The 24,634-nt window shown below is 65.4% G+C and carries 27 protein-coding genes; 13 read left to right on the forward strand and 14 right to left on the reverse strand.

Going from position 1 to position 24,634, the window contains the following annotated elements; all coding sequences use genetic code 11:
- Positions 1 to 264 precede the first annotated feature (264 nt).
- The 4 genes from yajC (at position 265) to AC4FIJ_RS14610 (ending at position 5,519) form a co-directional block, all read left to right on the forward strand.
- Entirely contained in the window at positions 265 to 597 is a 333-nt protein-coding gene (gene yajC, locus AC4FIJ_RS14595; RefSeq protein ID WP_490337393.1) for a preprotein translocase subunit YajC, read from the forward strand.
- A gap of 10 nt (positions 598 to 607) precedes the next feature.
- Complete coding sequence (secD, locus tag AC4FIJ_RS14600) at positions 608 to 2,200, forward strand: protein translocase subunit SecD (protein ID WP_490337394.1); 1,593 nt, start codon at positions 608 to 610, stop codon at positions 2,198 to 2,200.
- A 13-nt stretch (positions 2,201 to 2,213) separates the two neighbouring features.
- Positions 2,214 to 3,200, forward strand: a complete 987-nt coding sequence (secF, locus tag AC4FIJ_RS14605; RefSeq protein WP_490337395.1) for a protein translocase subunit SecF — start codon at positions 2,214 to 2,216, stop codon at positions 3,198 to 3,200.
- A 336-nt stretch (positions 3,201 to 3,536) separates the two neighbouring features.
- Complete coding sequence (locus AC4FIJ_RS14610; RefSeq protein WP_490337396.1) at positions 3,537 to 5,519, forward strand: glycosyltransferase; 1,983 nt, start codon at positions 3,537 to 3,539, stop codon at positions 5,517 to 5,519.
- A gap of 13 nt (positions 5,520 to 5,532) precedes the next feature.
- Here the strand turns inward: AC4FIJ_RS14610 and AC4FIJ_RS14615 are convergent, their stop codons facing one another.
- A complete protein-coding gene (locus AC4FIJ_RS14615) occupies positions 5,533 to 6,105 on the reverse strand; it encodes a helix-turn-helix domain-containing protein (RefSeq protein WP_490337397.1) in 573 nt (190 codons plus the stop codon).
- Positions 6,106 to 6,208: 103 nt separating this feature from the next.
- On the opposite strand from AC4FIJ_RS14615, the gene AC4FIJ_RS14620 reads away from it, so the two are divergent.
- Positions 6,209 to 6,745: a DUF6456 domain-containing protein gene (locus AC4FIJ_RS14620; RefSeq protein ID WP_490337398.1), complete on the forward strand. Its 537-nt coding sequence runs from the start codon at positions 6,209 to 6,211 to the stop codon at positions 6,743 to 6,745.
- Between the two features lie 91 nt (positions 6,746 to 6,836).
- The gene (locus AC4FIJ_RS14625) at positions 6,837 to 8,651 is read left to right on the forward strand and encodes a DUF885 domain-containing protein (RefSeq protein WP_490337399.1); all 1,815 of its coding nucleotides are present in this window, start codon (positions 6,837 to 6,839) and stop codon (positions 8,649 to 8,651) included.
- A 94-nt stretch (positions 8,652 to 8,745) separates the two neighbouring features.
- On the opposite strand, the gene AC4FIJ_RS14630 is transcribed toward AC4FIJ_RS14625, so the two are convergent.
- Positions 8,746 to 9,192 carry a DUF4126 domain-containing protein gene (locus AC4FIJ_RS14630; protein WP_490337400.1) on the reverse strand — a complete coding sequence of 149 codons (447 nt, stop codon included), beginning with the start codon at positions 9,190 to 9,192 and terminating at the stop codon, positions 8,746 to 8,748.
- 57 nt (positions 9,193 to 9,249) lie between these two features.
- Positions 9,250 to 11,049, reverse strand: coding sequence for an ABC-F family ATP-binding cassette domain-containing protein (locus tag AC4FIJ_RS14635; protein WP_490337401.1), 1,800 nt, complete (start codon positions 11,047 to 11,049; stop codon positions 9,250 to 9,252).
- 154 nt (positions 11,050 to 11,203) lie between these two features.
- Between AC4FIJ_RS14635 and AC4FIJ_RS14640 the strand changes: the two genes are divergently transcribed.
- From AC4FIJ_RS14640 to AC4FIJ_RS14655, 4 genes are all read left to right on the forward strand, one after another.
- Complete coding sequence (locus tag AC4FIJ_RS14640) at positions 11,204 to 11,941, forward strand: SIMPL domain-containing protein (RefSeq protein WP_490337402.1); 738 nt, start codon at positions 11,204 to 11,206, stop codon at positions 11,939 to 11,941.
- A 98-nt stretch (positions 11,942 to 12,039) separates the two neighbouring features.
- A complete protein-coding gene (locus tag AC4FIJ_RS14645; RefSeq protein ID WP_490337403.1) occupies positions 12,040 to 12,363 on the forward strand; it encodes a PepSY domain-containing protein in 324 nt (107 codons plus the stop codon).
- 153 nt (positions 12,364 to 12,516) lie between these two features.
- Positions 12,517 to 13,194 (forward strand): response regulator transcription factor, encoded by a 678-nt coding sequence (locus tag AC4FIJ_RS14650; RefSeq protein ID WP_490337404.1) that lies wholly within the window; start codon positions 12,517 to 12,519, stop codon positions 13,192 to 13,194.
- Positions 13,195 to 13,376: 182 nt separating this feature from the next.
- The gene (locus AC4FIJ_RS14655) at positions 13,377 to 14,705 is read left to right on the forward strand and encodes a sensor histidine kinase (RefSeq protein WP_490337416.1); all 1,329 of its coding nucleotides are present in this window, start codon (positions 13,377 to 13,379) and stop codon (positions 14,703 to 14,705) included.
- A 9-nt stretch (positions 14,706 to 14,714) separates the two neighbouring features.
- On the opposite strand, the gene AC4FIJ_RS14660 is transcribed toward AC4FIJ_RS14655, so the two are convergent.
- From AC4FIJ_RS14660 to pspA, 11 genes are all read right to left on the reverse strand, one after another.
- Complete coding sequence (locus AC4FIJ_RS14660; RefSeq protein ID WP_490337405.1) at positions 14,715 to 15,041, reverse strand: hypothetical protein; 327 nt, start codon at positions 15,039 to 15,041, stop codon at positions 14,715 to 14,717.
- A gap of 59 nt (positions 15,042 to 15,100) precedes the next feature.
- Positions 15,101 to 16,894, reverse strand: a complete 1,794-nt coding sequence (locus tag AC4FIJ_RS14665) for a DUF885 domain-containing protein (RefSeq protein ID WP_490337406.1) — start codon at positions 16,892 to 16,894, stop codon at positions 15,101 to 15,103.
- 70 nt (positions 16,895 to 16,964) lie between these two features.
- On the reverse strand, positions 16,965 to 17,939 hold the full coding sequence (locus tag AC4FIJ_RS14670; RefSeq protein WP_490337407.1) for a hypothetical protein: 975 nt from the start codon (positions 17,937 to 17,939) through the stop codon (positions 16,965 to 16,967).
- A gap of 371 nt (positions 17,940 to 18,310) precedes the next feature.
- Positions 18,311 to 18,724: a SufE family protein gene (locus AC4FIJ_RS14675; RefSeq protein WP_446157371.1), complete on the reverse strand. Its 414-nt coding sequence runs from the start codon at positions 18,722 to 18,724 to the stop codon at positions 18,311 to 18,313.
- 71 nt (positions 18,725 to 18,795) lie between these two features.
- Positions 18,796 to 19,047, reverse strand: coding sequence for a hypothetical protein (locus AC4FIJ_RS14680; protein WP_446157372.1), 252 nt, complete (start codon positions 19,045 to 19,047; stop codon positions 18,796 to 18,798).
- Between the two features lie 11 nt (positions 19,048 to 19,058).
- Positions 19,059 to 19,322 (reverse strand): hypothetical protein, encoded by a 264-nt coding sequence (locus tag AC4FIJ_RS14685; protein WP_490337408.1) that lies wholly within the window; start codon positions 19,320 to 19,322, stop codon positions 19,059 to 19,061.
- Positions 19,319 to 19,657 carry a hypothetical protein gene (locus AC4FIJ_RS14690; RefSeq protein ID WP_490337409.1) on the reverse strand — a complete coding sequence of 113 codons (339 nt, stop codon included), beginning with the start codon at positions 19,655 to 19,657 and terminating at the stop codon, positions 19,319 to 19,321. Before AC4FIJ_RS14690 ends, AC4FIJ_RS14685 begins: the two co-directional genes overlap by 4 nt.
- Positions 19,658 to 19,659: 2 nt before the next feature.
- Positions 19,660 to 19,947 carry a hypothetical protein gene (locus AC4FIJ_RS14695; RefSeq protein ID WP_490337410.1) on the reverse strand — a complete coding sequence of 96 codons (288 nt, stop codon included), beginning with the start codon at positions 19,945 to 19,947 and terminating at the stop codon, positions 19,660 to 19,662.
- Between the two features lie 29 nt (positions 19,948 to 19,976).
- Positions 19,977 to 20,354 carry an envelope stress response membrane protein PspC gene (gene pspC, locus AC4FIJ_RS14700; RefSeq protein ID WP_490337411.1) on the reverse strand — a complete coding sequence of 126 codons (378 nt, stop codon included), beginning with the start codon at positions 20,352 to 20,354 and terminating at the stop codon, positions 19,977 to 19,979.
- Complete coding sequence (pspB, locus tag AC4FIJ_RS14705) at positions 20,354 to 20,641, reverse strand: envelope stress response membrane protein PspB (protein ID WP_490337412.1); 288 nt, start codon at positions 20,639 to 20,641, stop codon at positions 20,354 to 20,356. The genes pspC and pspB overlap by 1 nt, the downstream gene beginning before the upstream one ends.
- A gap of 3 nt (positions 20,642 to 20,644) precedes the next feature.
- Positions 20,645 to 21,454: a phage shock protein PspA gene (pspA, locus tag AC4FIJ_RS14710; RefSeq protein ID WP_490337417.1), complete on the reverse strand. Its 810-nt coding sequence runs from the start codon at positions 21,452 to 21,454 to the stop codon at positions 20,645 to 20,647.
- A gap of 517 nt (positions 21,455 to 21,971) precedes the next feature.
- Here pspA and pspF point away from each other — a divergent pair.
- The 3 genes from pspF to nusA form a co-directional block, all read left to right on the forward strand.
- Entirely contained in the window at positions 21,972 to 23,027 is a 1,056-nt protein-coding gene (gene pspF / locus AC4FIJ_RS14715; protein ID WP_490337413.1) for a phage shock protein operon transcriptional activator, read from the forward strand.
- Positions 23,028 to 23,175: 148 nt separating this feature from the next.
- Positions 23,176 to 23,751, forward strand: coding sequence for a ribosome maturation protein RimP (rimP, locus tag AC4FIJ_RS14720; RefSeq protein ID WP_490337414.1), 576 nt, complete (start codon positions 23,176 to 23,178; stop codon positions 23,749 to 23,751).
- 82 nt (positions 23,752 to 23,833) lie between these two features.
- The coding region (gene nusA, locus AC4FIJ_RS14725; protein ID WP_490337415.1) for a transcription termination factor NusA at positions 23,834 to 24,634 on the forward strand (801 nt) is incomplete at its 3' end.

A 24,634-nucleotide genomic window follows, 5' to 3' on the forward strand; every position in this document is an offset into this window, starting at 1 on the left:
ACCCCCACACCCCCAGTGTGATGCGCTACCAGGCTGCGCTACGTCCCGACCGGAGAGCGGCCCTATAGTCGGGCATTTCCGGCAGCGCAAGGCCAGTATCGACCATTGATGCGACTGTTTGCGCTTTCCCCGGCGCGGGCGGGCCGCGCAGCGCGGGTTTGCCACCTGTGCGCAATGCTGCTAACCGCCCCGCCATCGTCAGCGCGTGGTGCCACAGGGCTCTGCGCGCGATTCCCTATTTGCGAAAGCATCGGCACGTTTTTCATGACCAGCACACTTCTGTTTCTTGCCGCCGCACCCGCCAACGCCGGACCGCCCGTGTGGACCAATTTCGTCCTGCTGGGCGGCATGGCGCTGATCTTCTGGTTCTTGATCCTCGGCCCCCAGCGCAAGCGGATGAAAGAACATCAGGCCAAGGTCGCGGGCCTTAAAAAGGGCGACCGCGTCGTGACCGCGGGCGGCCTGATCGGCAAGGTGGTGAAGCTCGACGACGATTACGTCGACCTCGAACTGGCGCAGGGCGTCCGGGTCAAGGCCGTGCGCAGCACCATCGGCGACGTGATCCCCGCGGGCAGCGCCACTCCGGCGAACGACTGAGGCACCCAGGATGCTCGACTTTCCCGCGTGGAAGCGCGTCTGGCTTTGGGGCATCACCCTGCTGGGCGCGCTGCTGGCCGTTCCGTCGCTGGTGATGCTGTCGGGCGGCGCATGGCCCTCCAGCCTGCCCGATCCCGAAATCAACCTTGGCCTCGACCTTGCCGGCGGCAGCCACATCTTGCTCGAGGCAGAGACGGACGATGTGCGCGGCCTGCGTCTCACCTCGATGGAGGAAGAAGTCCGCAACGCGATGAGCGGGGCGGGCATCGACATCGGCGACATCAGCCGCGAGAATGGCCGCCTGTCCTTCATGCTGGAAGACGCCAGCGACGTCGACGCCGCGCGCGAGGAACTGCTCCCCATGATCGAGGGCGTGGGCCTCACGGGTCAGCAGGACTGGGAACTGACGGTCCTCGACGGGCAGCGCATGGTGCTGACCCCGACCGAGGCCGGTCTGACGCAGGCGGTCGAGAACGCGATGGACACCGCGACCGACGTGGTCCGCCGCCGCATCGACGAACTTGGCACGCGCGAGCCGACCATCATCCGGCAGGGCGACAACCGCATCGTGGTGCAGGTCCCCGGCCTGCAGGATCCCGAAGCGCTGAAAGAACTGCTGGGCCAGACCGCCAAGCTGGAATTCAAGCTTGTCGACACCGCCGCCCTGCCGCAGGACGTGGCGCAAGGCATCGCTCCTCCCGGCAGCCAGATCCTGCCCTTCGCGCCCGACGCCGCGCAGCAGGGCGCCATCGCGGTGCGCCGTCTGGGCGGCATCCAGGGCGACCAGCTGACCAATGCGCAGCAGGGCTATGACCAGAACGGCGCCGCCGTGGTCAACATCACCTTCAACCAGGAAGGCGGCCGCCGCTTTGCGCAGCTGACGACGCAGAACGTCAACCGCCCCTTCGCGATCATTCTCGACGGCGAGGTGCTGTCGGCCCCCAACATCAACGAGCCGATCCTGGGCGGTCAGGCGATGATCTCGGGCGGGTTCGATGTCGACAGCGCCAATAATCTCGCGATCTCGCTGCGTTCGGGCGCGCTGCCCGTCGATCTGGCGGTGGTCGAGGAGCGCACCGTCGGCCCCGACCTCGGCGCCGATTCGATCGAGCGCGGCGTGCTGGCGCTGATCATCGGCGGCACCGCGGTGCTGGTCTTCATGATCGTCACCTATGGCCGCTTCGGCCTCTACGCCAATGGCGCGCTGGTGCTGAACGTGCTGCTGATCCTGGGCATCATGGCGCTGCTGGGATCCACGCTGACCCTGCCGGGCATCGCCGGTTTCGTGCTGACCATCGGTACCGCGGTCGACGCCAACGTGCTGATCAACGAACGCATCCGCGAGGAACGCCGACGCGGCCGCCGCGTGGTGCAGGCGGTCGAGGTCGGCTACCGAGAGGCGCAGCGCGCGATCTTCGACGCCAATATCACCAATGTGATCGCGGGCGTGCTGCTGTTCCTGTTCGGCTCCGGCCCGATCCGCGGCTTTGCCATCGTTCTCATCATCGGTATCGTCACCTCGGTCTTCACCGCGGTCACGATGACGCGCATGTGGGTGGCAGGCTATCTGCGCCGCAAGCGCCCCGCCGACCTGCATATCTGAGGGAGGAGCCAATATGAAACTCCTGAAGCTCGTTCCCGACACGACCAACATTCACTTCCTGAAGTGGCGCGTGCCGTTCTACGTCGTTTCGGTCCTGCTGATGATCGCAAGCTGGGCGCTGGTCGCGACGCAGGGCCTCAACCTCGGCGTCGATTTCGTCGGCGGGCAGATGATCCGCGCGACTTTCACGCAAGAGGCCGAGGCCCCCGTCGCGGAACTGCGGCGCGAAATCGGCTCGCTCGGCTATGGCGAGCCCGTCATCCAGCGTTTCGGGCAGCCGAACGAGGTGTCGATCCGCATGCGTCTTCCCGAAACCGAGGAAGGCGCGACCGCGGCCAAGGACCTGGCCGACCGCATGACCAGCGCGATCACCGGCAACATGGAGCAGAACCATCCCGGCGTACGCATCGACGGCGTCGATTCGGTGTCGGGCAAGGTGTCGGGCGAATTGTTCGAAACCGGCATGATGGCGCTGCTTGGTGCGATGGTCATGATCTCGATCTATATCTGGATCCGCTTCGAATGGCAGTTCGGCGTCGGCGCGATGTTCGCGCTGCTGCATGACGTGTCGCTCACGCTGGGGCTGTTCGCGATCACGGGGCTGGAATTCGACCTCAATATCGTCGCCGCGATCCTTGCCATCATCGGCTATTCGCTGAACGACACGATCATCGTCTATGACCGCGTGCGCGAAAATCTGAAGAAATACCGCAAGATGCCGATGGCCGAACTGCTCGACCTTTCGGTGAACGAGACGCTGGCGCGCACGGTGATGACCTCGCTGACCACCTTGACGGTGCTGATGGTGCTGATGTTCGTGGGCCCTGCGATGACCTTCGGTTTCGCCGCCGCCATCGCGTTCGGCATCTTCGTGGGTACCTACAGCTCGATCTACATGGCGGCGCCGATCCTGATCTGGCTGCGGGTGAAATCCGACAGCTTCGTTCCGCGCGAGAACGAGGCGGACCGGCAGGAGCGACTGGCGCGCGGGCAGGTCTAGGCCGCCGCCTCGTGCGGGCAGGCCGGGGCGCGGGGATCGCTCCGCGGCCCGGCCACCCGCAGCGAACCACCAGCCGCAAGGGCGCCCGCTCCACCGATTATGGCGGAATTGGGGCGCCTCACCGCGAAATAACTTGCCTGCGCAAGATTATTAACCATTAGGATGGGCCTGTCGCGCGGCCCTGACGTTGAGACATGCGTTTTTCGGGGCTGTTGGCCTGCCGTGTGAAAACGGCGGGCAAGGGGCCGGGAACGAACGGCCGCTGTGCGTGTAAACGCGATCGTCGACGACAATCGTCGCGCGTCGCGGATCCTGTCCACAACGTGAGTTCTTGCCTTGCCGATTCCCGTTCGTGCCGATTTCGACCCCTGGATGCTGTTCCTCGGCCTGCTGACCTTCCTGATCGCGATCTGGTCCGCCTGGCGGCGGGAAGAGCATGCCGTGCCTGTTCAGCTCGGCGGGTGGATCACGCTGAAAGGCGGCCTGCGCATCGGCGGCTATCTGCCGCGCAATATCGCCGAATTGTCGCTGCTGACCGCGCTGGCCTATCTGGTCGCGGGTGCGGCGACCGGGCAGTTCTACACGCTGCTGATCCCGCTTGGTGCGTTCATGCTGGCGCTGTCCTTGCGCCAGACGATGGGCTGGCGGCTCAGCCTGCCGGGCATGGCATGGCTCAGCGTCGAGGCGCTGGCGATTGCCGTCAGCTGGTGGTGGCTGTGCCTGCTGGTGAACGAAGCGCCGCTGCCGCTGTGGAACGAGGCGGCGCTCTATCTCGCGATCACCGCTGCGCTGGCGCTGGGCTATCTCGGCTGGATCGAGCGCATCGCGCGCGAGGCATCGCTGACGCACAGCCACTGGCGCCTGCCCAATCGCGCGCCCCAGCCGGGCGAGCGTCCTGAGCGTCACTGGCGCTCGGTCGCCCGCGCCTACGCCAGCACAAAGGTTTACGAGCCGCGCGTGTCGGTGCACCTGCCGTGCTATGCCGAACCGCCGCATGTGGTGAAGGAGACGATGAACCGCCTCGCCGCGCAGGAATACACGAATTTCGAAGTCATCGTCATCGACAACAACACCAAGGACGAGGCGCTGTGGCGCCCGCTGGAAAGCCACGCCGCCGCGCTGAACAAGCGCCTCGGCCGCGAGGTGTTCCGCTTCTTCCACGTCGACCCGCTCCCCGGCGCGAAGGCGGGCGCACTCAACTGGGTGCTCGACGGGCGCATGGACCCGTCGGCCGAGATCGTGTCGGTGATCGACGCCGACTATCTGGCCGAACCCGATTTCCTCTCGCGCCTCGTGCCCTTCTTCCGCGACAAGTCGGTCGGCTATCTGCAGACCCCGCACGACTATCGCGATTACGAGGACAGCGCCTATCTGACCGGCTGCCACTGGGAATACATGCCCAACAACAAGGTCGATATGTGCGGCGTGTCGGAATATGGCGGCGCGTTCACGATCGGCACCATGTGCCTGCTGCGCGCCGATGCGCTGCGCCGCGTGGGCGGCTGGGCCGAATGGTGCCTGACCGAGGATTCCGAGGTGTCGGTCCGCCTGCGCGCCGCCGGCTATCGCGGCATGTATCTGGGCGAGACATTCGGCCGCGGCCTGATCCCCGACACGTTCGAGGATTACAAGAAGCAGCGATTCCGCTGGACGGCGGGCCCGGTGCAGCAGCTGCGCCGTCACTGGAAGCTGTTCCTGCCCGAACCCTATGCGCGGCCCATGCCTGGCTGGACCAAACTGCTGGAAGTGCTGCGCTGCTCCGCGCCGCTGCAGACGCTGGCGGGTATCGTGCTGGGCCTGATCGGCGTGACCGGCATCGCCATCGCCGTGCTGGCGGGTGCGATGGAGCCGGTCACGCTGGCTCCGATCGCCTGGCCGATGATCGCGCTGGGCCTCGGCACCGGTCTGGTGCGCAACTGGCACCGCTATCAGATCACCGGCTGTCACCGCGTGATCGACATGATCCGGGGCGAAATCGCGCGCGCGTCGCTCACCTATATCGTGCTGGTATCGGGTGTCGCGGGCCTGTCGAACAAGCCGCATGCATGGCGCCGCACGCCCAAGTTCGGCGCCAGCGGCGGCATCGTGTCGGCGCTGGCCTGCACGATCCCCGAAATGGTGCTGGCCGTCGTAACGCTCGCGATCGCGGGCTTCATGGCGGCATCGGCGGGCACGCTCGGCGTGGGCTTCGCGCTGCTGGTGGCGATGATCTACGGCTTTCTGGGCCTGCGCTTCCTGTGCGCGCCCTATATGGCGCTGCTGGCCCTGCGCAAGCCGCAGGCCGAGGCGGAAGGCGCCGGCCGGCAGCTCACCGCCTAGCCCAAAGGAAGCCTTAGAGCGCGCGCACCAGCAGCGCGGCAAGGGCGATCCACGCCGGTTCGCGCACCACGATCTGGCGCTGCCCCGCACCGGGCGGGAGCAGCGCCACCGTGTCGGCGGAAAAATCGATCAGTCGCCCGAACGCGAATCGCCCGCCGCTGCGGGGGACCAGCACGTCGCGGTTGATCGCGCGCGCACGCTCCTCCGCCGGCAGGTCGCGCAGCCACAGCCGGTCGCCCACCCGATATTCGCCGACCGCGCTTTCGACATCGAGCACTTGGACCGTACCGTCGCCCAGCATGGCCAGCGGCTCCAGTGCCTCACGCGGGGAGGGCAGGGGTTCCGCCCCCTCCGACGTCAGCCGCGCCACCACCATCGCGGCATCGCGCTGCTCGCTTGCCAGCAGCAGTTCGGGCGCGACGCCCAGCGCCCCGGCGATCCGGTTCAGCCAGTCGATCGACAGCGTGCGCATCCCCGTCTCCAGCCGCCCCACCGTCTGCGGCGTCGTGGGCGGGCTGCAGGCGGCGGCCAGATCTGCCAAAGTCATGCCCTTTTCCTTGCGGATCGTGCGAATGCGGTTAATCACGGCGTGGTTCCTTTCGGGAAAATGCAGGAACCTATTCGGTTTTATTTTCCTACAAGGCAAGCGGTCCGCACATCCCCTGCACAGCAATCCAAGGGGACACTTCATGACCGAACAGCAGGATACCGGGCAGCATGATAACGGACACCAGGGACCGGGCGAATACGTTACCCGCGAACTCACCAGCGAGGGGCCGCGCCGCATCTCGAAGGATTATCGCGGCGGCGCATCGAAACGCGCGCGCGCGGTTACGGTAAACCTCAAGGAATCGCCGCTCGGCTGGCTTTACGCGCATGGCCATCTGACCGAACCGCAGTACGAGGCGGGCGAAAGGCTGCGCGCCGATTGGGAACGCGCGCAGATCGCGCCGTCGATCACCATGCGCTGGGATCCGGTCCGGATCGGCGGCACCAATCCGGACCGCGGGCTCGATCCCTCCGAACGCCAGATCGCAGCCAAGTCGCGCTTCGACAAGGCGGTGAAGGCGGCGGGGCCGGGGCTGGCCGACATCCTCTGGCGCGTGGTCTGCGCGGGCGAGGCGGTCGGCATCGCGGAAAAGGCGATGGGCTGGCCCGCGCGCAGCGGCAAGCTGGTGCTGGGGCTGGCGCTCGACCGGGTGGCGGGGTTCTACCGCATCGGGTGAAGCCGCGCCGCGGGGCCGCTTGATCTTTGGGATGGGCCGTGCAAGCCTCGGTTTCAGTTGAAACCGTCCACGTCAAGCGAGTCCCCCTTTCATGAAGCCAGTTGCCTTGCACCGCCGCCAGTTCCTTGCCGGAACGGGCACCATCGCCCTTGCCTGTTCGCTGCCCGTCGCCGCCCGCGCGCAAAGCGCGGCCGGCGCGCAGCTGAACGCGGTGATGGACCGCGTGTTCTGGGGCGACATGCGGCTCAGCCCTGCGCAGATGACCGCACTGGGCATCGATACGGGCAAGAATGCGTGGGCCCGCCACCATCTGGGCGATTTCGGCCGCGCCGGGATAGAGGCCGAAGAAGCGCATGCCACGCAGATGCTGAATGCGATCCGGGCGATCCCGACCGAGGGGCTGGACGAACCGCAAAAGGTGCACCACGCGGTCGTCACCGACATGCTGGAAAAGCGCCTGTGGGGCGCCCCCTTCGGCATGGGCAGCGTCTACAGCCCCTATGTGCTCAGCCACATGGGCGGGGCCTACAGCTCGATCCCCAGCTTCATGGATACAAAGCACCCGGTCGAAAGCGAGGACGACGCGGTCGCCTATCTGCAGCGCATGGTCCAGTTCGGTCAGGGGCTGGACGACGAAACCGCGTTGCAGCGCGAGCAGGCGGCCAAGGGCTATCTGGCGCCCGCATGGTCGCTCGACATCGCGATCGCGCAGATCAGGGCGATGGCCGAAACCCCGGTGGCCCAATCGCGCCTCGTCACCTCGCTGGCCGAACGCGCCGAGGCCGCCGGCATCGCGGGTGACTGGGCTGCTCGCGCCGCCGCGATCATGACCGAGACGGTGAACCCCGCGCTGCTGCGTCAGGCCGCCATGCTGGAAGAGCTGAAGCCCACCGCCGCAGAAGGCGACGGCGTATGGCGCGTGCCGAATTCGGAGGAGCTCTACCGCCTCGAACTCGCCAATTCGACCACGACCGACCTGACCGCGGAAGAGATCCACCAGATCGGCCTGCGGCAGGTCGCCGAACTCAGCGCCGAACTGGAAACGATGCTGGCCGAGGTCGGCCTCACCACCGGTACGGTGGGCGAGCGTCTGACCCAGTTCAATTCGCGGCCCGAGCAGCTTTACCCGAACACGCCCGAAGGCCGCGCCGCGATGCTCGCGGACCTCAACGCCAGCAATGACGCGATGCAGGCTAAACTGCCACAGGCCTTTGCCACGCTGCCGACCCAGCCGATCGAGATCCGCGCCGTGCCTGCCGAGATCCAGGACGGCGCGCCGCTGGGCTATTACGAGAGCCCGACGCTCGATGGCTCGCGCCCCGGCATCTATTACATCAACCTCAAGCACACCGAGGACTGGCCGAAATACACGCTCCCCGCGCTCACCTATCACGAGGCGGTGCCCGGCCATCATCTGCATGGCAGCCTTGTCCAGCAGGCGGGCGACACGCCGATGCTGCTGAAAAACTATTACATCTCGTCCTATGGCGAGGGCTGGGCGCTCTATGCCGAGCAGCTGGCGTCCGAACTGAACGGCTATGAGGGCATGGAAAAGGCCGGTGCGCTGCAAAGCTGGCTGTTTCGCGCCGCGCGTCTGATGGTCGACACCGGGCTGCACCACAAGAAATGGAGCGTCGAGCAGGGCACGCAATATTTCGTCGACACGGTCGGCTTCACCCGCACACGGTCAGAGGCGGAGACGCGCCGCTATTGCATCTGGCCGGGACAGGCCTGCAGCTACAAGATCGGCCAGAACAAATGGGTCGAACTGCGCGCCAAGGCAGAGGCCGAACTGGGCGACCGTTTCGACATCCGCCAGTTCCACGAGATCGTGAAGGAAGGCAACATGCCGCTGAACGTGCTGGAAGCGCGCGTCGACCGCTGGATCGCGGCGCAAAAGGCCTGATGACACAAAAGGCCTGATGAGAAGCGGGGAGGGGCTGGGGCGAAGCCAGCCCTTCCGTCCGATCAGCGAGCGCCCGATCAGCGCCCGTGCCCGATTAGCGCGCATGCGCGATCAGATTCGCCGCCGGAAACACGATGGCTTCCTCGGCAAACCCGGTCGATGTCTGCCCATATTTGCGCATCGCCCGCTTGCGCATGGCAAGCCCGACGAAAGACGCGGCCAGCGCCGTGCCGATTCCCAGCGCCGCACCCGCCATTTGTCGCTTCGGCGGCGAAAGCGCTGCCCCTGCGAAACCGGACGTGATCGTGCGCGCCAACAGGCCAAGAAACACGGTCCGGTCGGGCGCGTCCTTCATCTTGTCGCCCGCCATTTCCAGAGCCGCCAATGCGACGCCGCCCGCCGCGATCAGCGGATGGCTCATCAGCCGCGCCGGGCCATTGTCATAGGGCAGATTGCCATTGCGCGCGGCCCCGGCCAGGGCGGCCAGCGGCGTCATGGATCGTTGTCCGGCGACAAGGCCCATCAGGATCGGACGTAGCATGAAATCTCCTTTGCGTTTCGCCCTCAACGGGTGAAACGCACCGGAGGTCCTGCCGCCCTATCCCTCCAGCGCCTCCACTTCTTCAGCCAGTTCCAGCCAGCGTTCCTCCGCCGCGTCCTTCTCGGCGCGCAGCTTCTCCAGCTTCGCGGTCAGCGCGGCGAACTTCTTGGGATCGGCGCTGTAGAGGTCGGGATCGGCCAGCGCCTCCTCGTTCACCGCGATCTCGCCTTCCAGCGCCTCGATCCGGCCCGGCAGCAAGTCGTAATCGCGCTGATCCTTGTACGACAGCTTGACCTTCTTCTGCGGCGGGGGAGGGGGCGGCGGCGCGGCCTTCTTCGGCCCGCTGTTCTGCGTGCGGTCCTTGCGCTTCCTCTCCCAGTCGGCATAGCCGCCCGCGATGATGTCGACCGTCCCGCTGCCGTCGAGGCCCAAAGTCACCGTCACCGTGCGGTCGAGGAAGTCGCGGTCGTGGCTGACGATCAGCACCGTGCCGTCGTAATCCGCGATCACTTCCTGCAACAGGTCCAGCGTTTCCAGGTCGAGGTCGTTGGTCGGCTCGTCCAGCACCAGCAGGTTCGACGTGCGCGCGAATTCGCGGGCCAGCAGCAGGCGCGACCGTTCGCCGCCCGACAAAGTGCCGATCTTCGCCTCGACCAGCCCCGGATCGAACAGGAATTCCTTGAGGTAACCCTGGATATGCTTGCGCACACCGCGCACGTCGATCCAGTCGCCGCCCTCGGCCAGCACGTCGCGCACCGATTTCTCGTCCGATAGCAGGCTGCGCTGCTGGTCAATCATCACGCCCGACAGGTTCTTGGCCAGAATGACCTCGCCGCTATCGGGCTCTAGCTCGCCCGTCAGCATCTTCAGCAGCGTGGTCTTGCCCGCACCATTGCCGCCGACGATGCCGATCCGGTCGCCGCGCTGGATGCGCAACGAAAAGTCCTTGATGACCGTGCGGTCTCCGTAAGCCTTGGTGATATGCTCGGCGGTGATGACGCTCTTGGTCTTGCTGTCATCGGCGGCCAGCTGCATCTTGGCCGTGCCCTGCGGGTTGATCATCGCCGCACGCGCCGCGCGCATTTCCCACAATTTCTCAAGCCGGCCCTGGTTGCGCTTGCGCCGCGCGGTCACCCCGCGCTGCAGCCAGTGCGCCTCCAGCTTCAGCCTTGCATCCAGCCTTTCGGCCGCGCGGGCTTCCTCGGCATAGACCTGGTCTTCCCACGCCTCGTAACCGCCAAAGCCGACTTCCTTGCGCCGCAAAGCCCCGCGATCCAGCCACAATGTCGTGCGGGTCAGCCGGGTCAGGAAGGTCCGGTCGTGGCTGATGGTGACGAACGCGCCGGTATAGCGGTTCAGCCAGTCCTCCAGCCAGTCGATGGCCGACAGGTCGAGGTGGTTGGTCGGCTCGTCCAGCAGGAGCACATCGGGCTCGCTCGCCAGCGCGCGGGCGATGGCGGCGCGGCGCTTCTCGCCCCCGCTGGCCGCTTTCGGATCGCGCGTCATGTCGATGCCGATCTGGTCGGCGATGGCCTCCACCTCGAAGCGCTGGGGCGCATCGTCGCCGCCCAGCGCATAATCCATCAATGTCGCGCAGCCCGAGAAATCGGGCTCCTGCTCCAGCGTCACGACGCGGGTGCCGGGCACGATCACGCGCTTGCCGCGGTCCATCTCGACCTCGCCCGAGATCAGCTTCATCAGCGTGGTCTTGCCCGCCCCGTTGCGCCCGATCAGCGCCATGCGGTCGCGCGGGCCGATATGCAGGTCAAGGTCGCGGAACAGCCAGCCGTCGTTCACGGTCAGGCCGCCCTGCTGCAGGCCGATGCCTTCAAGCGAGAGTACGGGGGGTTGTGCCATCGCCGCCGCCTAGTCCGCCCGCGCGCGCCCTGCAAGCGCGCGATGGATGAACGCGATGGATGAAGGCAATGGATGAACTGGCCCGCGAAGACACGTTCAAGGAACAGCCAGCATGGCTCCGTCTTTATAGCAGCATAACAACAGGAGAACCGTCTTGCTTCCTTTTCGCCGTGCCATCACGAACCTCGCCGCTGCTCCGGCCATTGCCGCGATGGGCATTGCCGCCCTGCCGGCCCATGCCGCCGAAGTGGACATCCAGGCCACCGGCCCCGTCGTCGAACTGAGCGTGATGCAGCAGGTCATGGGCGATCCCGACAAGGCGACCGTCGGCGCGGGGGTCACCACGCAGGCGCCCACCGCGCAGGCCGCGATGCAGCAGAACGCGGCGCAGATGGACAAGGTGCTGGCGCGGCTGGACGCGCTGGGCATCGAGCGCGACTATGTGCAGACCAGCGGCATTCGCCTGAACCCGCAATATGACTACCGCGACGGCAACCAGCCGCGCTTCACCGGGTACGAGGCGTCGAACAATGTCACCATCGAACTGCGCGACGTCGACGCAGTGGGCGGTACGCTGGACGCGCTGGTGCAGGCGGGGGCGACGAATCTCACCGGTCCGAACTGGGGCATCGTCGATGACAGCAACGCCAAGGCGCAGGCCCGCAAGGCGGCGTTCGACCAGTCGATGGCGCAGGCGCGCGACTATGCGCGCATGGCGGGCTTTCGCGATGTGAAACTGCTGGCCGTCACGGAATCGATGGACATGGCGATGCCCGTGCAGGAACGCGCGGTGATGATCCAGGCGTCTTCGCCTTCGCCCAAGACCCCGACCCGTCCGGGACAGGTCGCCACGCAGGTGACATTGTCGACGACATTCGAACTTGTTCGATAAATGAATATGTTGCGTTACGGCCACGGGACCCGCTTTCTTATGCCGTAACGCAACATTCACGCCTTGTTCAATGCGGCAGGCTTAGGCAGTCTTGCATCATGACCTTGCCTCCTGCCTTCCGCTACGCGCTTGCCGCGCTGGCCCTTTGCGGTCTTTCCGCTCCGCTGGCCGCCCAGCAGGCGTCGGGAAAGGAACGCGACGGGCAGAGCGAGGCGCGCCGCGAACTGCGCGCGGGCAATGTGCTCCCGCTGCGCCAGATCGAACGCAGCGTGGTCCCGCACATGGGCGATTCGCGCTATCTCGGCCCCGAATTCGACAGCGCGGCGATGATCTACCGGCTCAAGTTCATGGAGAACGGGGGCCGCGTCGTCTTCGTGGACGTGGATGCGCGCACCGGGCGCGTGGTCGGCCGCCGTCGCTAAGGCTCTCTCGCCCCACATTGCCCCGCCAGTACTTGGCTCTGTGAAGGGCACGCGTCTTGACCGATTCCTGCGCCGACCCCATCTTTTCAGCAGAAATGATGTCTTAGCCATGTCGGGCCAGCCCCTGTCTGGGCCGCAATCGTCGGAGAGTGCATGCGAATCCTGATCGTCGAGGATGAACCCACGCTGGGCAGCCAGCTGAAGAACACGCTGGAGGCCAATGGCTATGCCGTGGACCTGTCCACCGATGGCGAGGACGGTCATTTCCTGGGATCGACAGAGGATTACGATGCGGTCGTGCTCGACCTTGGCCTGCCCGAGATCGACGGGCTGACCGTGCTGGGCATGTGGCGCAAGGAAGGCCGCAATTTCCCCGTGCTGGTGCTGACCGCGCGCGACAGCTGGTCCGACAAGGTTGCTGGCCTCGACGCGGGCGCGGACGACTATCTGGCCAAGCCGTTCCAGACCGAGGAGCTGATCGCCCGCCTGCGCGCGCTCATCCGCCGTTCGACCGGCAATGCCAGCAGCGAGCTGACGGCAGGCCCGGTGCGGCTGGACACGCGTTCGGGCCGCGTCACGCTCGACGGCGAGCCGGTGAAGCTGACCGCGCAGGAATACAAGCTGCTGTCCTATTTGATGCACCACAAGGGCAAGGTCGTCAGCCGAACCGAGCTGATCGAACATATCTACGATCAGGATTTCGACCGCGATTCCAACACGATCGAGGTCTTCGTCACGCGCATCCGGAAAAAGCTGGGCGCCGACGTCATCACCACCATCCGCGGCCTGGGCTATAGCCTCGACGATCCCGCCGAAGCGCCCCGCAGCTGACGCGGGCGGTGGCGGAGCTTTTCGAAGCGGCACCAGGCTCCGGCACCCGGAATGACAGGGCGCCGGCGAATAACGTGCCGCCTGCGCTGCCCGCTCCCCCGTTCCGCCCGCCCGCCCTCGCGCGGCTCAAGCTGAAGGGCGTAAAGCTGGGTGCGGGCCACACCGGCTCGCTGTCGCGGCGCATGCTGCTGATCGCGATCGCGTGGACGGCGTTCCTGCTGCTGGCGGGCGGCGTGGCGCTCGACCGCGCGCTGACCGGACTGATCACGCGCAATTTCGACGAACAGCTCGACTACATGCTGACCGCCATGGTCGCCTCGGCCGAGATCGGGCCGGATGGCGAGGTGTTCTTCTCGCGCCCGCTGGGCGACCAGCGCTTCCTCGAACCCAATAGCGGCCTGTACTGGCAGATCACGGGCAACGGGCACGAGGATTTCCCCTCGCGCTCGCTGTGGGACCGCACGCTTTCGCTGCGCGAGGCGGAGCATGTCGAGCCGCTGGTCTATGACAGCGCGCAATTCGACGGCGAACCGATGCGCATGATGCAGCGTCCGATATATCTGCCGGGCAGCGACACGCAGTGGTGGTTCGTCGTCGCCGCCAGCCGCGAGGAACTTGACGTCCAGATCGGCCGCATCCGGCAGATCCTTGGCTATTCCTTCATGGCGCTGGCGCTGGGGCTGATCGCCATGGCGGCGTTGCAGATCTGGCTGGGCCTGTCGCCCCTGCGCGGCGTGCGGCTGGCGATCCAGCGCATCCGCGTGACCGGCGACACCCGCGTGACGCAGCCGCTGCCGCTGGAAGTGCAGCCGATGGTGGAGGAGCTGAACGCGCTCCTCGCCCACTCGGAAAAACAGGCCGAGGAAGCGCGCGCCCACGCAGGCAATCTTGCGCATGCGCTCAAGACCCCGCTGACCGTGCTCAACAATGCCGCGTCTGCCCATGCGGACAATCTGCCCGAACTGGTCGAGCGAGAGGTCGCCGCCATGCGCCGACAGGTCGACCACCACCTCGCCCGCGCGCGCGCATTGGGGCGCCGCGCGGTCGGCCTGTCGCGCGCCGACGTCCACGAATCCGCCGAATCGGTCGAACGCGCGGTGTCGCGCCTTTATCCGGCGGTGCGCTTCGACCTCGACGGCGCGAAGGCGGGCCAGCGGCAGGCGATGGTCGCGATGGAGCGGCAGGACCTCGACGAGATCCTTGGCAATCTGATCGAGAATGCCGCGAAATACGGCGGCGGCAGCGTCTTCGTCACGCTGGACGCGGTGCCCGACGCCCCGCAATGCCAGATCTGGATCGAGGATGACGGCGCGGGCATCGAACCCGCCGACCGCGACAAGCTGTTCGCCCGCGGCGCGCGGCTGGACACCAACAAGCCCGGCACCGGCCTCGGCCTCGCCATCGTGCGCGACGTGGTGGAAATCTATGGCGGTTCGGTCGAACTCGACGAAAGCGAGGATCTCGGCGGCCTGCTGGTGAAGCTCAGCCTGCCGAGAGCGGCGGTGAACTAAGCGCCGCGATCAATATCGCACGATCACGGTCATCATGGCACGCTGGCTGATCGCGCCGTTCATGTCGACCGATTCCGCCGTTACGGCCAGGGCCGCATCCTTGCCGATGGCCAGACGAGCCTTGGGAAGGCCGCCCGGTTCGGGCTCGGGCGTTATCGCTTCCTCGGTTTCGGGCCGATCGGCGCAGACCACGATCTCGCCGCTGTCCGATGTGCAAACGGGCCGCGCAAGGACATCGATCACCACCGATCCGTCATCGCGCTCCACCGATCCGCCGGAAAGCTGGTCGGATGTCACCGGCGCGGATTGGATTAGAACGGCGGCCAGCAGGATCATTGTGCACTACTCACAGCAAGGGCGCAGCCTATCCGCTGCTTGAACCCAACGCCAGAAGCTCAATCATAGGTCACGCCCGGCAGTCCCTGACCGCCATCGGCGATGAACGCATCGATCCGCTGCTCCAGCACCGGAAGCGGCACCGAGCCGAGCGACAGCACGACATCGTGGAACTTGCGAATGTCGAACCCCGCTCCCAGCGCGTCCTCCGCCTTGGCGCGCACGCGGCGCATGGTCAGCTCGCCCAGCTTGTATGCCAGCGCCTGCCCCGGCCAGCTGATATAGCGGTCCACCTCGGTCCCCACTTCGTGCCGCGACAGCGCGGTGCGCGAGGCAAGGTAATCGATGGCCCGCTCGCGGTCCCAGCCATAGGCGTGGATGCCGGTGTCGATCACTAGCCGCGCCGCGCGCCACATCTCGTAACTCAGCCGCCCGAACCGCTCATAAGGCGTGCGATAGATCCCCATCTCCTCGCCCAGATATTCGGTGTAGAGGCCCCATCCTTCGCCGAATCCGCTGAAATAGGTCTCGCGCCGGAACGCGGGCATTTCGGGCTGCTCCAGCGCGACACCCGCCTGAAAACTGTGGCCCGGACTGCATTCGTGCAGCGTCAGCGCGGGAATATTGTAAAGCGGGCGCGAGGGCAGATCATGCGTGTTCATCTGGCACGCATCCAGCCCGCCGCGCCCCGCCGTGTAATACGGCGCCAGCGCAGGCGCGACCGGCCAGATCGCGAAGCGATGGCGCGGCAGAAAGCCGAAATAATCGCCGATCCGCCCGTCGACCCGCTTCGCCACATAGGCCGACACGCCCATCAGCTCATCGGGCGTGCGCGCGATGAACTGCGGCTCATTGCGCAGCGTCTCGTTGAATTCAGCGATGCTGCCGGAAAAGCCGACCTCTGCCATGATCGCGCGCATCTCGCCCTCGATCCGTGCGACTTCGGACAGGCCGATCTCATGGATCTGCTGCGCGGTCAGGTCCAACGTGGTGTATTTGCGGATCTGCTGCGCATAGAACGCTGCACCATCAGGCATCTCGGTCGCCGCCAGCGAGGTGCGCGTATTCTGCAGATAGTCCTCGCGCATGAACGACAGCAGCTCTGCATAGGCAGGCACGATGCTGTCCGCGACCGCCGCTTCCGCTTCGGAGCGCAGACGCGCCTGCTCGGCGACAGGGATGCTGGCGGGCATCTGGCCAAACACGGTCAGGAACGGATTGCCCTCGGCCCTCGTGTATGGCTCGATAGAGGCTTCGCGCCCTTCCAGCGAGACGCGCGGCACGCTGAAGCCGCGCTCCAGCCCGCTGCGCGCATTGGCGACATGCTCGGCGAAATAGCGCGGCACGTCGCGCATGCGGGCGATATAGTTCTCGTATTCCTCGATGCTGGCATAGGGCGAACGCGCGTCGAGATAGGTCCAGAAGTTGCTGTCCGAATTGAACGGCATCTCGTGAACGCGATAGTCCGCATCGCCGATCCGCTCCTCCAGCAGAGCGCGGAACACGGCGGCATTGATCTTTTCGCCGTCCGACAGCTGCCCGGCCGGAATCGCATCCAGCCGCGCCAGCATGTCCCGCGCATGCGCCGCGCGCCGCGCCTCGGCCTCGGGCGTCACCGATGGCAGGCGCGGTCCGGGCTCGCTGCGCCCGTCCGCTTTCTCGATCCGCTGCCGGTCGGCGATGATCCACGCATGGTCAGCCGCGTACAGCGCCTGCAACCGGGCATCGGCGCTGGCCTCGCCCTGCGTGGCTGCGGGCTGGGCGCTAGCGGGAAGGGCCGGGGCGGGAAGGGCCGGAACGGAAAGGGCAGGCGTGAGAAAAAGGGCGGCGACCAGTGCGGCGTGTTTGTGCATAGGCCATTTCATGCGCGGGCAGGGCCGCCCACGCAAGCCGGTTGGCGAAAACGCAGGGGGCGCTATCGGGTCAGGCCGCGACCGTCCTCGCCGCGGTTTCTGCCGCCAGCTCGGCCAGCAGAGAGGCAGGCGGCTGGAACACCGCCTTCCTGAACGCGATCCGGCGCGGATCGACCGCCAGCGCAAGCTTTTCGGGCATGCGCGCCCTGTCGCTCACCCGCCGGAAATCGCGCAGCGAGGTGCCAGCCGGGGCCGAATCCATATTGGGCGCGCCCCGGCCGGACTTAACATCGCCAATGTCGATGGTGCGGAAATCGATGCTGAAGCGCGTGCGCCCGGTTTCGTTGGGCACGGTCGAATGCAGCTGCTGACCCGAAAACAGGATCGCCCCGCCCACCGGCGCGACCAGCCGGACCGATGGCGTGTCCAAAGGCGGCGGATCCTGCGTGATGCGCGGCTGGGGGCGCGTGTCCCGCTTCACCTGCTTCGCCGCCGCGCCGCGCGCCGTGCGGTTGTATTCGTAATAATCGAACTCGCCCGAGCTGTTCTCGACCGGGCGGTCCCACCATGCCGGGTGGAACGCCATGGTGTTGCCACTCTCGATCGGGAAGATCGGCAGCCACCAGTTCACCTGCTGCATCGGCGCGGCCCACCAAGTGTCGCGGTGCATCGGAAAGGCATAGCCGACGCCCGAACTCAGATAACCATGGCTGGTCACCCCGCGCAGCCGCGGCACGTCAAGATAGGTCGCGCGCGGGTCCAGCCCCATGTCCTCGACCACCGCGCAGATCAGCTCCCAGGTCTGCGGATGATGGATGAAGCGCGGCTTGATCGGTGCGAACAGCTCGACAAAGCGTTCAACCGGAACGCGGTGCTGCAGCATTTCGAGATCGTCGTCGCCAAACCCGCGAACCAGCAGTTCGCGCGCCCATTCGGTCAGCGCCTGCATGGCAGGGCGCGGCGATATCACATGGATGTCGCCCGCATAGATCTGCGCGCGGCGAACATCGTCGACCACCCGCGCATCGTAATGAATTGCCGTCAAGCTCCGCTCCACGCGAAATTTATCCGCACAGGTTGAATGCGCCCGCAAAAAAGCGCCAGCGTTCTTCGGGTTAGGCCGAATTCTTTGGAGTTATCCGCTGCGGGAAATATCGGCGGATGGCGCGCCGCGCATGGCGGCGGGGCAGGTCCTTCGGGCGCGAATTTATTGTCCTACGCCGCGCCATGACGATAATTCGTCCGCTGGCCGATTTCGGCCCCGCCCGCTCTTTCAGACCGTGAGTTTTCCCGCACCCCCAAGGTGTCACCTTTGGCGTTCAAAGCCGCACGATCGCGTGGCCAGAGGCAGGTGACACGCCCTGTAGGACGTGTCACCTTTGTCACTTTTCGAAATGCGCAGGCGGCAGGCGCTTGTCAGCCCCCCGCCGCGATCCTTGCGGCGGTTTCGCGGATCAGCGCGATCATGTTGGGCACGCCCTGCGTCCGGTTGGACGACAGCTGATTGCGCAGGTCGAAGGGCGCCAGCGCCTCTTCGATATCGGTTTCCGCGACTTCGGCCGCCGGGCGGTCCTGCACCGCCGCGATGACCAGCGCCACGATGCCCTTGGTGATCGCGGCATTGCTGTCGGCCATGAAATGCAGCGCATCGCCATCGGTGCGCGTCGGATAGACCCAGACCGCGGCGGAACAGCCCTTCACCTGCGTCGCCTCGGTCTTGAGCGCGGCAGGCATGGGTTCCAGCTCGCGGCCCAGCTCGATCAGCAGGCGGTAACGTTCGTCGCCTTCCAGGAACTCGTATTCCTCGGCAATGTCATCGATGGATCGCATGCGGGCGGAACTAGCCGCGCCGCCCGGCGTCCGCAAGTGTCTTGGCCGCAAGTGCCTTACCGGCAGGTGCCTTAAAGATCGACGCCGCTGGCGATCGCTTCCAGCTTGCGGACGCGTTCCTTCAGGTCGGCCAGCTCGATCCGCGCGGCAGCCGGGGCGTCACCCTGATCGCGAAAGGTCGAGAGACCGCCGCCATCGTGCGCCATCTCCGCCTGCCGCATCTTCAGCGTCAGCCAGCCCTGCCAGCCATACAGCAGCGCGGCGGTGATAATGGTCAGGCCGGTCAGGGCCATCAAAGCCAGTGAACTGATCTCGAAGCTCATCTCAGGCCTCCTCAGCGATCTCGCAGCAGTTCGATTTCTTCGGCAAGGCCCAGCTTCTGGCGCTCGTCGGTGGCGATGCGTTCCAGCACGCGGACCCGTTCCTTCAGCTCGGCGATCTCGGCGCGAAGCTGCTCTTCCTCGCCGCTGCCTTGCCGCGCGATCGGCTGGCCGTCCTTGTCGGTGGCGAAACCGGCGCTGGCATTATGGCGTGCCCGCATCATCTGGGTGACCGCGATGATCAGTACGATGACGACGATGGCGGACCAGAGGCTCATTTGAACTGTCCTTCCCTATCCGGAGAACGCGTTTCCGACGCCCTCAGGGCCTCGATCTCATGCGTCAGGTGATAGCCGCTGTCGGTCACGATCCGCTCCACATTGGCGAGGCGGTCCTTGACCGAACCCAGTTCGGCGCGAAGCTGCGCGTTCTCCTGGCTGGCGAGCTTCAGGCGCTCGATCGTTTCGGTATCCTTCTTGGGATAGACGGACTTGCCCCAGCTGTTTTCCAGCGGATAGCCATGCCGCACGCGGATGGCGGTGTTCACGACCCAGGCAATCGCGAAAGAGACGACGCCGATACCAAGGACGGCAGGAGTAAGCAGGTCTTCCATTCTCAAACCTCGTGACGCGGATTGACGGGAGCATTGAGGCGCGCATCGCTCTCTTCCTCGCGCAGAGCCTCGATCTGCCGGGCGATATCGGTGCCCTTGTCGGTGACGATGCGCTCAAGCACGCGAACCCGCTCTTCCAGCTGGGCGGTATGCTGCGCATATTGCGCCGCCTTTTCCGCGGTGGCGTTCATCTTCAGCTCGGCCATCTTGGACTGGTGCTTGGTCCACACGATCAGGCAGATCATGATGAAGGGCGCAAGCGGTATCAGAAGGGCAAGTTCGTCGACCATGGTTCAAACCTTTCGTTCGTTGCGAAACCTCAGCGCAGCTTCTCGATCTCTTCGGAAAGCTGGCGATTGCCGCTGACGTAATATTCCTCGACATGGGCAAGGCGGCGGTCGATGTCGCGAAACCGAGCCTTCACCTCGCGGGCGGTGCGCGCAGGCGATTGGCGGACGCCCTGCCAGAACTGCTGTTCCTTGCGGTCGGTGTAGAGATGTTCCGGCTTGTTCGGCGCCATCATGCCCATCGCGATATAGATCAGGATCGGCCAGCCCATGGTGATCGTGGCAATCAGGAAGCCAAGCCGGATCCAGATCGCGTCGATCCCGGTATAATCGGCCAGACCCGCACTGACGCCCAGGAACTTGCCGTTCACCTTGTCGCGGTAAAATCGGGTGCGTTCGGTCGTGCTCATTATGCGTTCCTTTCCTTGATCATGCGTTCCAGCTCGGCCAGCTTGACATTGTCGGCCTCCTGATCGGCGATCAGGCGCGGCTTGGAGAATTCCTCATGGTCGGCGGAGACGAGCCGTTCGACCGTGTCCATCCGTTCGTCGAGGCGGCGAGCGAGCTTGTAGAGCTCCTCCAGCATCGCCTCGTCACCCTCGGTCAGGGTGGGGGCGGTTTTCCACTTGGTGACATAGTGGAAGACAAGGCCCGGAAGGACGACGAAGATACAGATAATTGCAAGCACACCTTCCACGGGTCAGTCCTCCTTCTTCTCGTCATCGGCCTGTCCGCCCATGGAGCGCTTGAGCGCCTCCAGTTCCTCGTCGACCTTGTCGACGGCGGACAGTCCCTCGATCTGTTCGGCAAGCGACGGCTCGCCCTTCATCGCCATGCCCAGCGCGTCGGCGTGGCCTTCGGCGTAATCGACGCGGCGCTCCAGCATCTCGAACCGGGCCAGCGCCTCGTCGACGCGCTCGGTCGTCATCAGCTTGCGCAGGCGAACACGGTTTTCCGCGCTTTCCAGGCGGGCCGCGATCATCGACTGCCGGCTGCGAGCCTCGCGCAGGCGCTGCTGCAGCTTGGCGATGTCTTCCTCGTTGGCGCGCAGGCTCTGTTCGAGCACGTCCATTTCCTCGGACAGTTGCTTGGCCAGGTCGGTCGCCTTGCGCTTTTCCATCAGGGCGGCGCGGGCCAGGTCCTCACGGCCCTTGGACAGCGCCAGCTGCGCCTTGTCGGCCCAGTCGGCCTGCAGCCGCTCCAGCTTCACCGCGTGACGCTGCATTTCCTTCTGATCGGCGATGGTGCGGGCGGCGCCTGCACGAACCTCGACCAGCGTTTCCTCCATCTCGACGATGATCATGCGGATCATCTTTTCGGGATCGTCGGCCTTCTCGATCATGTCCGAGAAGTTGGCGGCAATGATGTCACGGGTGCGTGAAAATATTCCCATCAATTGGGCTCCGTTCTGCCTCAAGCTGCTGCCGCCGCGAAAGCGGATCGGCTCTTCGTCATCATACTCGCGCTGGCGGCGCGTTTCACCTTTTTCCCGGCGCTCGCGGTCGGTCATCAGGCGGGCGACTTCGCGCTCGAAGCGCGAGTTTTCGTCGCGCTTCTTGGCGGCCTCGTCATCGGTCCAGGGCGTATCGGCCAGCTTGCGGCCGTCATTGTCGGCGGCGGCCTGTTTGTCCGTTTCGGGAGAAAGGTCTTTCCTGTCGTTCATATCGTCCTCTTCGGGGATATCTGCCTTCAAGCCAGAACATAGCTCAGGGCCACGGGGGCCTTGGCCGGCGATACAAGCTTGACGTCGCAGACCGGCGGAAGCGAGCAGGCCATGTCGCGAACAGCATAGGCGCTAAGCGAAAGCATGGCGATCGCGGCGAGAATGCTGGTGGCTACTGGGCCGATCGGGCCGGATTGGCGAAAACTAAACATGATGTCCCCACATCTTCGAACTATGCCAGATACTATGCAGGGAGCGTGCCAACGCTAGAAAACGTTTTACTAACAGAGGCTTATGGAAATTTCCTCGAACAGGCTCGCGAAATATTTGCCAAGAGTTGGGGGATTGCGCTAATTTATGGTCAATGGATCGGGGTAAGCAGTTCGTCGGCCAGTCCAAGGCCATTCTCGACGCGGTCGAACGCGCCAGTCGCGCCGCTGCGCTGTCGCGTCCGGTCCTTGTAATCGGTGAGCGTGGAACCGGCAAAGAGCTGATCGCCGAACGACTTCATCACCTGTCGGACCGCTGGGGTGAGCCGCTGGTCGTCATGAATTGCGCCGCCTTGCCCGAAACGTTGATCGAGGCGGAATTGTTCGGGCATGAGGCGGGGGCCTTCACCGGCGCATCGAAAGCGCGAACCGGCCGGTTCGAGGAAGCCGATGGCGGAACCTTGTTTCTCGACGAACTGGGCACCCTGTCGATGGCCGCGCAGGAACGGCTGCTGCGCGCGGTCGAATATGGCGAGGTCACCCGGATCGGTGCATCGCGCCCGACGCAGGTCGATGTTCGCATCGTCGCCGCCACGAACGAGGATCTTCCCGCGCTTGCCGAGCGAGGCGATTTTCGCGCCGACCTGCTCGACCGCTTGAGTTTCGAGGTGATCACCCTTCCGCCCCTGCGCGCCCGCGAGGGAGACATCATCGTCATCGCCGACTTCTTCGGCCGGCGCATGGCGGCAGAACTGCTTTGGGACGACTGGCCGGGATTTTCCGACAGCGTGATCGACCAGCTTGAAGAGTATCCCTGGCCCGGCAACGTCCGCGAATTGCGCAATGTCGTCGAACGCGCGGTCTATCGCTGGGACGACTGGAGCAAGCCTGTAGGCACGGTGGTGTTCGACCCTTTCGCCTCGCCATGGGCACCGCGATCCGCGCCTCGGCGTGAGAGCGGGGGGCGGGTCGAGGCTTTGCCGCCGGTCGAATTGAAGCCTGCCTTCGACTATGCCGCGATCACCGATTTGCGCGCGGCGGTTGACGGCCATGAACGGGCCATCGTCGAATCCGCGCTGGATCGGCACCGGTGGAACCAGCGGCGTGCGGCCGAGGCGCTGGGCCTCAGCTATGATCAGCTGCGCCACTGCATCCGCAAGCACGGGCTGAACGAGAGCGGCGAAAGCGCCGAGGGCGGGAAGGCGGCCTGAGCGCTGCCGCTTCCACCTTGCTTTTTCCGGTTTTCGCTCCTATCTGACGACTCATCCCGACATTGTCGCGCACAAGGCCGGGCCGGTACCGCAGGGTTCCGGCGCGTCTTTCCGTATTCGCGGCACGGGCATCGAACGAAGGAATTGCATGACCGACATCGCGCGCCTCACCGATCTGATCGAACAGGAAGTCACCGCTTCCGGCTTCGAACTCGTGCGCGTGAAGCTGTTCGGATCGGATGACGAACGCACGCTGCAGGTGATGGCCGAGAATCCCGAGACGGGCCAGCTCGTCATCGATCAGTGCATGGCGATCTCGCGCCGCATTTCCGATGCGATCGACGCGCGCGAGGAAGCGGGCGACGAGCTGATTCAGGGCGCATACCGGCTGGAAGTGTCTTCCCCGGGCATCGACCGCCCGCTGACCCGCGCAAAGGATTTCGCGAACTGGGTCGGTCACGAGGCGCGCATCACATTGTCCAAGGACGCAGAGGCGCCCGCGGGTAACAAGCGCACGTTTCAGGGCGACCTGACCGCGTTTGACGACGGCATGGTGACGGTCGAGGACAAGAAGCTGGGATCGGTGACCATGCCGCTGGCGGACATTCATTCGGCCAAGCTGATGCTGACCGATCGGCTGATCAAGTCGACCGTGCCGCTGGATACGACCGGCGCCGACGAAGTTGAGGAAGTCGAGGATATGTCGGAAGAGGACGCCGACTAGTTCTGGCGCTTTCGGCAGCAAACTATTATGCGGCGGGCGACCAAAGGGCCTTAGCCGGGATTGAGCAGGGAAGACGATTAACATGGCGAATGCGATTTCGGCGAACCGCGCAGAGCTTCTGGCGATTGCCAATGCGGTGGCCAGCGAGAAGATGATCGACAAGTCCATCGTGATCGAAGCGATGGAAGAAGCGATCCAGAAGAGCGCCCGCAACCGTTACGGCGCCGAGAACGACATCCGCGCCAAGCTTGACCCGCAGACCGGCGATCTTCGCCTGTGGCGAGTGGTCGAGGTGGTCGAGGAAGTCGAAGACTACTTCAAGCAGGTGTCTGTCGAGCAGGCGCAGAAGCTGCAGGACGGCGCGCAGGTCGGCGACTTCATCGTGGATCCGCTGCCCCCCGTCGACCTGGGCCGCATCGATGCGCAGTCGGCCAAGCAGGTGATTTTCCAGAAGGTCCGCGATGCCGAGCGTGAGCGCCAGTACGAGGAATTCAAGGACCGCGCGGGCGAAGTCATCACCGGCGTGATCAAGTCGGTCGAGTTCGGCCACGTGATCGTGAACCTCGGCCGCGCCGAGGGCATCATTCGCCGCGACCAGCAGATCCCGCGCGAGGTTGCCCGCACCGGCGAACGCATCCGCGCGCTGATCATGAAGGTGGAGCGGTCGAACCGCGGCCCGCAGATCTTCCTGTCGCGCGCGCATCCCGAATTCATGAAGAAGCTGTTCGCGCAGGAAGTGCCCGAGATCTACGACGGCATCATCCAGATCAAGGCCGCCGCCCGCGATCCGGGCAGCCGCGCCAAGATCGGCGTGATCAGCCACGACAGCAGCATCGACCCCGTCGGCGCCTGCGTCGGCATGAAGGGCAGCCGCGTGCAGGCC

It is taken from the genome of Croceicoccus sp. (assembly GCF_983967925.1).